This is a genomic window from Acidimicrobiales bacterium, from assembly GCA_025455885.1.
GTDB lineage: Bacteria > Actinomycetota > Acidimicrobiia > Acidimicrobiales > Acidimicrobilacustridaceae > Rhabdothermincola_A.
On record JALOLR010000006.1, the window covers coordinates 157,040 to 165,883 of the forward strand.

Here is an 8,844-nt window from a genome sequence, read left to right on the forward strand (position 1 = left end):
GCCCGGCCCGGTTCAGCCCCGCAGCGCCGGCGCCACCTCGGTGCACAGCAGCTCGACGTGGCGCTCCACGAGCTCGTCGGGCATGCCCGCCACGCTCGCCCACAGGTACACGTGCTCGACGGGGGCGCCGGCCGTGGCGTCGCGCAGCGCGGCGACCGCGTCGGTCGGCGTCATCACCCGGAGCCCGGGGATGCCGTGGCGTCGCTCTGCGCCGCCCTTCAGCTTGTCGACGGTGACGGTCTTCGGCAGCGGCCGGCCGGTGCCGGCCACGGCGGCGTGGCGGTAGCTGTTGAGCTGGTGCGCGTAGTGCGGGAGGATCGCCTCGAACGCCTGCTCGGGGTCGTCGGCCAGCACGATGTCGAGCACGCCGCCGGTGCGCGCCGTCGCCGGGTCGTGCCCGGACTCGAGCAGGCCGTCGCGGTAGGGCTCGAGCAGCGTGCGGTCGAGGCTGAGCAGGCCCACGCCGAGGCGTCCCGCCCGTCGGGCGCCCTGCGGGCCCTGGTAGCCCAGCCAGATCGGGAACGGGTTCTGGGCCGCCGGCGGGGTGACGACGCCCTCGTCGAGCAGACGGCGGACCTCGGCGACGGCGGCGTCGGTGAGGCCGTAGCGGCGCCCGATGTCGACGCCGTAGGCCTCGTACTCGGGGACGCTGTACCCGGCCCCGACACCGAGGACCAGGCGTCCGCCGGAGATCTGGTCGACGACCGCGACCTCCTCGGCCACCAGCATCGCCGGTCGCAGCGCGGCCAGCAGGACCGCGGTGCCGATGCCGATGCGGGTCGTGCATGCGGCGAGGGCCGCGGCCATGGTGAGCGGCTGGGGCAGGTAGCCGTCGGGGAAGAGGTGGTGTTCGGAGAGCCACACCATGTCGGCGCCGAGCCGTTCGGCCTCGACGGCGAGGTCGAGGGCCCGGCCGTAGACGTCGGGCCACGGGCGCGCCCACGGCTCGGGGTTGCGCAGGTCGAGGTAGATCCCGACCTTCACGGCCGGCTCACTCGCCGGTGGGGACCGGGCCCCTGGCGACCAGGGCGTCGTGGCCGATGACCGGCTCGATGAACGAGGTGAAGAGCGGGCCCCGACGCAGGTGGTGGCCTCCGTCGCAGTTGATGGCCGTGCCGGTGATCCAGCGGGCCTCGTCGGAGAGCAGGAACCGCACCAGGTTCGCCACGTCCTCGGGTTCGCCCACGTCGCCGAGCGGGGTCTGCTCGATGTAGCTGTCGTACACCTCTCCGTCTCGGGGGATGCCCTCCATGATCTCGGTGGAGATGAACCCCGGGCGCACGGCGTTGAAGCGCACCTTCACCTCCCCGTACTCGTCGGCGGCGTTCTTCATCATCTCCTCGATGCCGGCCTTGGCCACGGTGTAGGCGCCGAACATCACGTGGGTGCGGTGCCCGGCCAGTGACGACATGCCGACGAACGAACCGCCTCCGGCGGCGACCATGTGGGGTACGGCGTGCTTGACCGACAGCATGGTGCCGAGGACGTTGAGGTGCAGGACGCGGAGGAACTCGTCGGTGTCCTGGAGGTGGTACGGGCCCATCCCGCCGCCGCCGCCGGCGTTGGCGACGAACCCGTCGAGGCGCCCGAAGGCGTCGATGTGCCCGGTCACGAGCGCGGCGACGTCGTCCTCGACCGTGACGTCGGTGACCTGGTGGCGGACCGTGCCCGGTGCGCCCGTCGCGGCGATCCGGGCGACCACGTCGGTGAGCCGACTCTCGGTGCGGCCACAGATCGTGACGGCCACCCCGTCGGCGGCGAGGCGCTGGGCGCAGGCGGCGCCGATGCCGGTGCCGCCCCCCGTGACGATGGCGGTACGAGACGCGTCAGACATGGATGGAGTTCCCCTTGGTCGTTCGATGGGTGTGCCGGGCGGCCCCGGCACCTTAGGTTGGCCCGGGAGGGCCGGCTCAGCGGGCCCCGCGCACCAGGCGTCCGGGCCGGGCGCCGGTGTCGACGCCGTCGCGGCGGGTGACGACACCGCTCACGATGGTGTGCGTGTAGCCCGTCGCTCCCTGGAGCATCCGCTTGCCGTCGGCGGGCAGGTCGTAGGCCATGTAGGGCCGACCGACGTCGATCGCATCCATGTCGATCACGTTGATGTCGGCCTTCTTGCCCTCGGCCAGCACGCCCCGGTCGTTCAGCCCGAAGAGCGTCGCGGTGTCGTGGGACTGCTTCTTGACGACGAACTCGAGGGGCAGGCCCTCGCCGCGGGTGCGGCCCTTGGCCCAGAACGACAGCAGGTAGGTGGGGTAGGAGGCGTCGCAGATCAGCCCGCAGTGGGCGCCGCCGTCGGAGAGGCCGGCCACGCCGGCCGGGTGGAGCAGCATCTCGCGGACGGCGTCCTGGTTGCCGTGGCTGTAGTTGAAGAACGGCACCATGAGCATCGCCGTCGCGTCGTGCTCGCAGTACAGGTCGTAGAGGACCTCGAAGGGGTCCCGACCCTGGGCCTCGGCGAGCGCCGCGACGGTGCGGTCCGGCGTGGGCTCGTAGTCGACCGGCGAGCCGAGCGGGTAGGTGCGCGGCAGCATCCCCTGGGCGAGCTTGTTCATCCCGTCGAACAGCACGTTCGGGTCGGCGGGCAGGTCGGTCTCGGAGAGGATGGCGGCCTTCACCGAGGGCTTCATCAGCTCGGCGGCGAGCTCGGCGGGGCCGAGCCGGGCGGCGAGCTCGACGTAGGTGGGGCGCTTGGCAAAGGCGTGGTGGCCGGCGAAGCCCAACAGCATGCCGAACGGGCGGGCGGCCACCTGCGGGTAGATGGGCGAGCCGGCCTCGTGGGCGGCCATCGATTCGGACATGATCTCGCGCCACAGCTCGGGCGCCGGGTCGACCTGGATGAGGGCGAAGGACACGGGCCGGTCGATCTCGGCGGCGAGGCGGCGCATCCACTCGACCTCGGTCTTGGGGGCCACGAGGTCCTCGCCGGCGGCGCCCATTGGCGCGAGCTCGAACACGGACTGGCCGCCCGCGGCCATGGCCCGGCCGAGGCCGAACAGCTCGTCCTCGGCGGCGAAGGTGCCGGGGACGGGCTCGCCGTTCATGGCCCGGTGGCCGAGGGTGCGCGAGGTGGAGAAGCCGAGCGCCCCGGCCTCGATGGCCTCGGTGACGTGCTTGGCCATCAGGTCGATGTCCTCGGGGGAGGCCGGCTCGTTGCGCGAGCCACGGTCGCCCATCACGTAGGTGCGCACGCTGCCGTGGGCGATCTGCACGCCGAAGTCGACGGCCAGCTCGCGGCTCTCGAGCTTGTCGAGGTAGCCCGGGAAGCTCTCCCAGCCCCAGGTCATCCCGGCGTGCAGCGCGGTGCCCGGGATGTCCTCGACGCCCTCCATGAGCTCGATCAGCTCGGTCTCGCCGCCGGGGTGCACGGGCGCGAAGCCCACGCCGCAGTTGCCGCTGACCAAGGTGGTGACGCCGTGGGCGCTCGACGGCTCGAGCAGGTCGTCCCAGGTGACCTGGCCGTCGTAGTGGGTGTGGATGTCGACGAAGCCGGGGGCCACGATCCGGCCGGTGGCGTCGATGGTCTCGACGGCGTCGCCGGTGAGGCCGCCGCCCCGCTGCACGGCCACGATCCGGCCGTCCTTCACGGCGACGTCGCCGACGAAGCGCTCTGCGCCGGTGCCGTCGACGATGGTGCCGCCGGTGATCTTCAGGTCGTACATGGGTGCCTCCCGAGACGTGTCTGGCGTCACCCTAGAGGATCCCCTCGGCGGGCGGGTAGCGCTGTTACAGGAAGTGGTCTGCGTCTTTCCGGGCGTCGTTGCCGGCGCCGGCGGGGAGAAGGGAAGATGGGGCCGACCAGGGGGAGGACGACATGGCCCAGGAGCCGATCGACGTCGACGTGGTGGTGGTCGGAGCGGGCTTCGCGGGGATGTACCTGCTGCACCGCCTGCGCGGCCAGGGGCTGCGGGTGCAGGTCGTCGAGGCGGCCGGCGACGTTGGTGGCACCTGGTGGTGGAACCGTTATCCCGGTGCCCGCTGCGACATCGAGTCGATGGACTACTCCTACTCGTTCTCCCCGGAGCTCGAACAGGAGTGGGACTGGACCGAGCGCTACGCCACCCAGCCCGAGATCCTGGCCTACGCCGAGCACGTCGCCGACCGCTTCAACCTGCGTCGTGACATCCGCTTCGAGACACGCGTGACGGCCGCGACGTGGCACGGCGACGCCGCCCGATGGTCTGTGGCCACCGACCGGGGCGACAGCTACGTGACCCGGTTCCTGATCATGGCCGTGGGCTGTCTCTCGGCGGCCAAGCTCCCCGAGATCGACGGCATCGACAGCTTCGCGGGGTCGACCTACCACACCGGCCACTGGCCCCACGAGGGCGTCGACTTCGCCGGACAGCGGGTGGGCGTGATCGGGACGGGCTCGTCGGGCATCCAGTGCATCCCGCCCATCGCCGAGCAGGCCGCGCACCTGACGGTCTTCCAGCGCACCCCCAACTTCGCCGTCCCGGCCAAGAACGCTCCCCTGGACCCGGCCTTCGTGGCCGAGCGCAAGGCCCACTACCGAGCCCACCGCGAGACGCTGCGCACGCTCACGCGGGGAGGCGTGGTGGTGCCCGAACCGACCGCGTCGGCAAGCCAGGTCGACGAGGCGACCCGGGAGGAGGGCTTCCGGGCGGGCTGGGAGTCGGGGCTGCTCTTCGGGCTCCTCGGTTCGTTCGACGACCTGATGCTGGACCGCGAGTCCAACGCCATGGCCGTCGACTACACCCGGCGTCGCATCGCCGAGATCGTCGACGATCCCGAGGTGGCCGCGAAGCTCACGCCGAGCACCTATCCCTTCGGGGCCAAGCGGGTCTGCCTCGACACCGGGTACTACGCCACCTACAACCGGCCGAACGTCACGCTCGTCGACCTCCAGGAGACCCCGATCGAGGCCATCATCCCGACGGGCGTGCGCACGACGGCGGGCGACCACGACCTCGACGCCCTGGTGTTCGCCACCGGCTTTGACGCCATGACCGGCGCGCTGCTGGCGCCCGACATCCGCGGCGTCGGTGGGCAGACGTTGCGCGACGCCTGGGTGGCCGGCCCCCGCACCTACCTGGGCCTGGCCACGGCCGGGTTCCCGAACCTGTTCATGATCACCGGGCCCGGGTCGCCCTCGGTGCTCACCAACATGCTCGTGTCGATCGAGCAGCACGTGGAATGGGTCGCCGATTGCATCGCCGCGATGGACACCGACGGCTGGGCGACCATCGAAGCCGACCGCCCGGCCCAGGACGAGTGGGTCGACCACGTGAACGAGCTGGCGTCCTACACGCTCTTCGGCGAGGGGAACTCCTGGTACCTGGGTGCCAACGTTCCCGGCAAGCCCCGGGTGTTCATGCCCTACCTGGGTGGGGTGGCCGGGTACCGCCAGATCTGTGACGGGGTGGTGGCCGACGGCTACCGGGGCTTCGTGCGCACCCGCGCCGCGTCGGCGGCCCCCGCCGGTTGACGGGCGCCGCCGACCGGCGGACGGGTCAGACCGTGGCGAGCGGGGCCGGGTTGCGGCGGGCGCCGGCGGTGTAGGTGACCGGCATGTGCTTCACGCCGCCGATGAAGTTCGAGCGGAGCATGTCGACGTCGCCGGCGAGGGCCATGTCGGGGATGCGCTCGAGGATCTCTCGGAAGATGAGCTTGAGCTCCATGCGGGCCAGGTTGGCGCCGAGGCAGAAGTGCTGGCCGCCGCCGCCGAAGGCGATGTGCTCCGAGGCGTTGGAGCGCTCGATGTCGAAGCGGAACGGGTCGTCGAAGACGGCCTCGTCGCGGTCGGCGGAGATGTGCCAGATCACGACCTTGTCGCCCTCGGCGATCTCCTGGCCGCCGAGCTCGGTGTCGGCGGTGGCGGTGCGCCGGAAGTGGTACACGGGCGTGGCCCAGCGCAGGATCTCCTCGATGGCGTTGTCGAGCTTGCCGTCCATGTCGTCGCGCAGGGCGGCGTACTGCTCGGGGTTCTGCATGAGCGCCCACATGCCCCACGACGTGGTGTTCCGGGTGGTCTCGTTGCCGGCCACGGTGAGCAGCATCATGAACATGTCGAACTCGAGCTCGGAGAGCTTCTCGCCCTCGATCTCGGCGTTCAGGAGCTTCGTGACGATGTCGTCACGGGGATCGCTCTTGCGCTGCTTGCCGAGCTCGTTGACGTACATGAACAGCTCGCCGGAGGCGGCGGCGCCGTCCTCCCCGGCGTACTCGGGGTCGTCGATGCCGATCATGCGGTTCGACCAGTCGAAGAGGAGCTTGCGGTCCTCCTGGGGCACTCCCATGATCTCGGCGATGGCCTGGAGCGGCAGCTCGGAGGCGAGGTCGACGACGAAGTCGCAGGACCCCCGCTCGATGATGTTGTCGACGATGAGGATCGCCCGGTGCTCGAGGTACTTCTCGATCAGGCCGATCATGCGGGGGGTGAACCCCTTGTTGACCAGCAACCGGTAGCGGGTGTGCTTGGGCGGGTCCATGTAGAGCATCATCAGCCCGCGGGGGTCGGTGCCCGAGCTGGTCTCGTACTCGTCGGGGGTGAGGATCGAGATGCCCCCGATCTCGGAGGAGTAGAGGCCGGTGTCGCGGTTGACCGTGACGAGATCCTTGTGGCTCGCCACGTTCCAGAACCCGGCCGCGCCGGGGAGGTTGTGGTCCTGCCAGGCGACGGGGGCCTCGGCGCGGAGCCTGGTGAACATCTCGTGGTGCTCGAGCCGGCGGAAGCGGTCGAGGTCGAGCAGGTCGATTCCCTCGGGTACGACGGTACGCATGGTTCCCCCTGTGAGCCGACCGGGCCGGGGCGCTGGCGGTCGGGACGGTGACGTGCGCCAACTCTAACGCTCGTTCGGCGCCGGTTCGGCCCGGTCCCGCGGGCAGGGCCCTGACCTGCGCCGGCCCGACCTCTAGAAGGTGAAGACCGTCTCCGGGGAGTCGGTGTCGCCGAGGCTCCCCGAGCTGCCGCCGGCGGGGACGCCGTTCACGAAGACCTGGAGGGAGTAGTCGCACGCCGACGACGAGTACCCGCCCAGGTTGCGGACGAAGGCGGTGTAGGTGCCGCGTGGCGCGGCGCCCGCCGGCCAGAAGACGTTCTCCACGTGGGTGCCCGTCTCGCCGGCGTCGGGGATGTCGTCGACGTCGAGCTGTCCGCCCGAGGGGGAGGTGGGATCCCCATAGGAGATCTCGAACCCCGTCGGGTCGATGACGTGCAGGTCGAGGTCGCAGTCACCGGTCCACGTGAGCGTGACCCGCACGTCACCCGTCCCGAGCGGCACGGGCGTCACGGGCGGTGCGGTCGCCGGGGGTGCGGTCGCCGGCGGGGCCGTGGCCGGAGGTGTCGTGGCCGGCGGGGTCGTGGTGGGCGGCTCCGCGCCGACTGGGACGTCGGTCCCCTCCGAGCCCGGGGTCCGTTCGATGGTCCCCGTGCCCGTGAGGTTCACCAGAACGAAGACGTCGATCTGCACGGTCGACTGGTTGACCACCACGATCGTGGCGGGATTGAACCCGGGCCAGCGGGTGCCGGTGTAGACAGGCGTCGTCGACACGGCCTGGGGCGGGGTGAGCGGGTTCCCGCAGTTGCACTTGATCCGCGGGACGCCGTAGCGGTCGACCATGACCGCCGTGCCGGCCTGCAGGACGGCCTGGCGCGGGGTGGCCCGGCCGTTGCGGTACCCGTAGTTCGTGACGCGGGTGTCGTTGGCCAGCGTGACCGAGGTGAGCTCGCGGATGTACTGGGGCAGCTGGGCGGTGCTCACCGTCGTCCCTCCGCTCCAGCGCAGGGCGGGGTCACGGTTGAGGGCGTTGACGAACGCCGATGCCAGCGACGGGTTCGCGGCGAGGAAGGCGATCTGGCCCTCCGGGTCGCAGCGACCACCGTCGAGCGACCCGCCGTACAGGCCGCGCTCGCCGCCGTTGACCGTGCGGGTGGCGACGGTGGCCGGTGCGGTCGTGGCCTGGGGGGCGGGGGTGGTCGCCGAGACCGGGATCACGGGGCCGGGGAGGGACCCGAACGGGTCCTGGCCCGTGCTCCCCGCCTCCTCGAGGAAGATCTCCCCGGATGCGGTCTCGTCGTCGTCCAGGACGACGAAGGCCACGACGGCGCTGGTGACGAGGGCCATCACCGCGACGACGGCGACGATGATCAGCAGCACCGGCGAGCGGCGCGCCGGGGGCGGCGTCGCCGGCGGGGGCTGCCACCCGCCGGGCGGCTGGGGTGGGCCGCCTCCCCAGCCCGGTGGCGGCGCCTGCGGGGGACCCGGGGGGACCGGCGGGGGGGACCAGCCGCCCGCCGGGGGGGTGGGGGGCGGAGGGGGCGAACCCGGACCGCCGGGGGGTGGGGGAGGAAGAGTGCTCATGGCACTGCCCTTCTCGAGGCGTCGCTCTCGTGTCCACCATCCGTCGGGGTCGTGCGCTCGCACAGGGTCTTCGGTCAGTTCGCCCGGGTGCAGTCGGCCCGGCGCGGGCGGGGGGAATATCGTGCGGGGCAGACGACCAGGAGGCGGGCGTGCCCGGCGACGACACCACCACGGCCGGGCCCACCCCGGCGCAGAAGCGCAAGGCGGTCCGGCGCTACCTCCTCGAGGAGGAGCTCAAGCCCTACCAGGCCGAGCTCTTGAAGCTGCAGGTGCACCTCGAGCAGCACCAGCGACGGATGATCGTGCTCTTCGAGGGGCGCGACGCGGCCGGCAAGGGTGGGACCATCAGGCGGGTCACCCGGTACATGAACGAGAAGCACTACCGGGTCGTGGCCCTCGGCAAGCCCACCGAGGAGCAGCGCACCCAGTGGTACTTCCAGCGCTACGTCGCCCAGTTCCCCCACGGCGGGGAGATGGTCCTGTTCGACCGGAGTTGGTACAACCGGGCGATGGTCGAGCCGGT

The 8,844-nt window shown here is 71.6% G+C and carries 7 protein-coding genes; 2 read left to right on the plus strand and 5 right to left on the minus strand.

Translation table 11 applies throughout. The features are described from left to right. Positions 1-12 precede the first annotated feature (12 nt). The 3 genes from MUE36_06935 to MUE36_06945 all read right to left on the minus strand — a co-directional run bounded on the left by MUE36_06935 (position 13) and on the right by MUE36_06945 (position 3,659). A complete protein-coding gene (locus tag MUE36_06935) occupies positions 13-984 on the minus strand; it encodes an LLM class flavin-dependent oxidoreductase (protein MCU0310660.1) in 972 nt (323 codons plus the stop codon). Between the two features lie 7 nt (positions 985-991). Continuing rightward, the gene (locus MUE36_06940) at positions 992-1,834 is read right to left on the minus strand and encodes an SDR family oxidoreductase (protein MCU0310661.1); all 843 of its coding nucleotides are present in this window, start codon (positions 1,832-1,834) and stop codon (positions 992-994) included. 76 nt (positions 1,835-1,910) lie between these two features. Continuing rightward, entirely contained in the window at positions 1,911-3,659 is a 1,749-nt protein-coding gene (locus MUE36_06945; GenBank protein ID MCU0310662.1) for an amidohydrolase family protein, read from the minus strand. 152 nt (positions 3,660-3,811) lie between these two features. On the opposite strand from MUE36_06945, the gene MUE36_06950 reads away from it, so the two are divergent. Then, complete coding sequence (locus MUE36_06950; GenBank protein MCU0310663.1) at positions 3,812-5,446, plus strand: NAD(P)/FAD-dependent oxidoreductase; 1,635 nt, start codon at positions 3,812-3,814, stop codon at positions 5,444-5,446. A gap of 25 nt (positions 5,447-5,471) precedes the next feature. Here the strand turns inward: MUE36_06950 and MUE36_06955 are convergent, their stop codons facing one another. Both MUE36_06955 and MUE36_06960 read right to left on the minus strand, forming a co-directional pair. After that, positions 5,472-6,740 carry a cytochrome P450 gene (locus MUE36_06955; GenBank protein MCU0310664.1) on the minus strand — a complete coding sequence of 423 codons (1,269 nt, stop codon included), beginning with the start codon at positions 6,738-6,740 and terminating at the stop codon, positions 5,472-5,474. Positions 6,741-6,872: 132 nt separating this feature from the next. After that, entirely contained in the window at positions 6,873-8,117 is a 1,245-nt protein-coding gene (locus MUE36_06960; GenBank protein ID MCU0310665.1) for a hypothetical protein, read from the minus strand. Between the two features lie 353 nt (positions 8,118-8,470). Here MUE36_06960 and MUE36_06965 point away from each other — a divergent pair. After that, a partial coding sequence (locus MUE36_06965; GenBank protein ID MCU0310666.1) for a hypothetical protein occupies positions 8,471-8,844 on the plus strand: 374 nt, incomplete at its 3' end.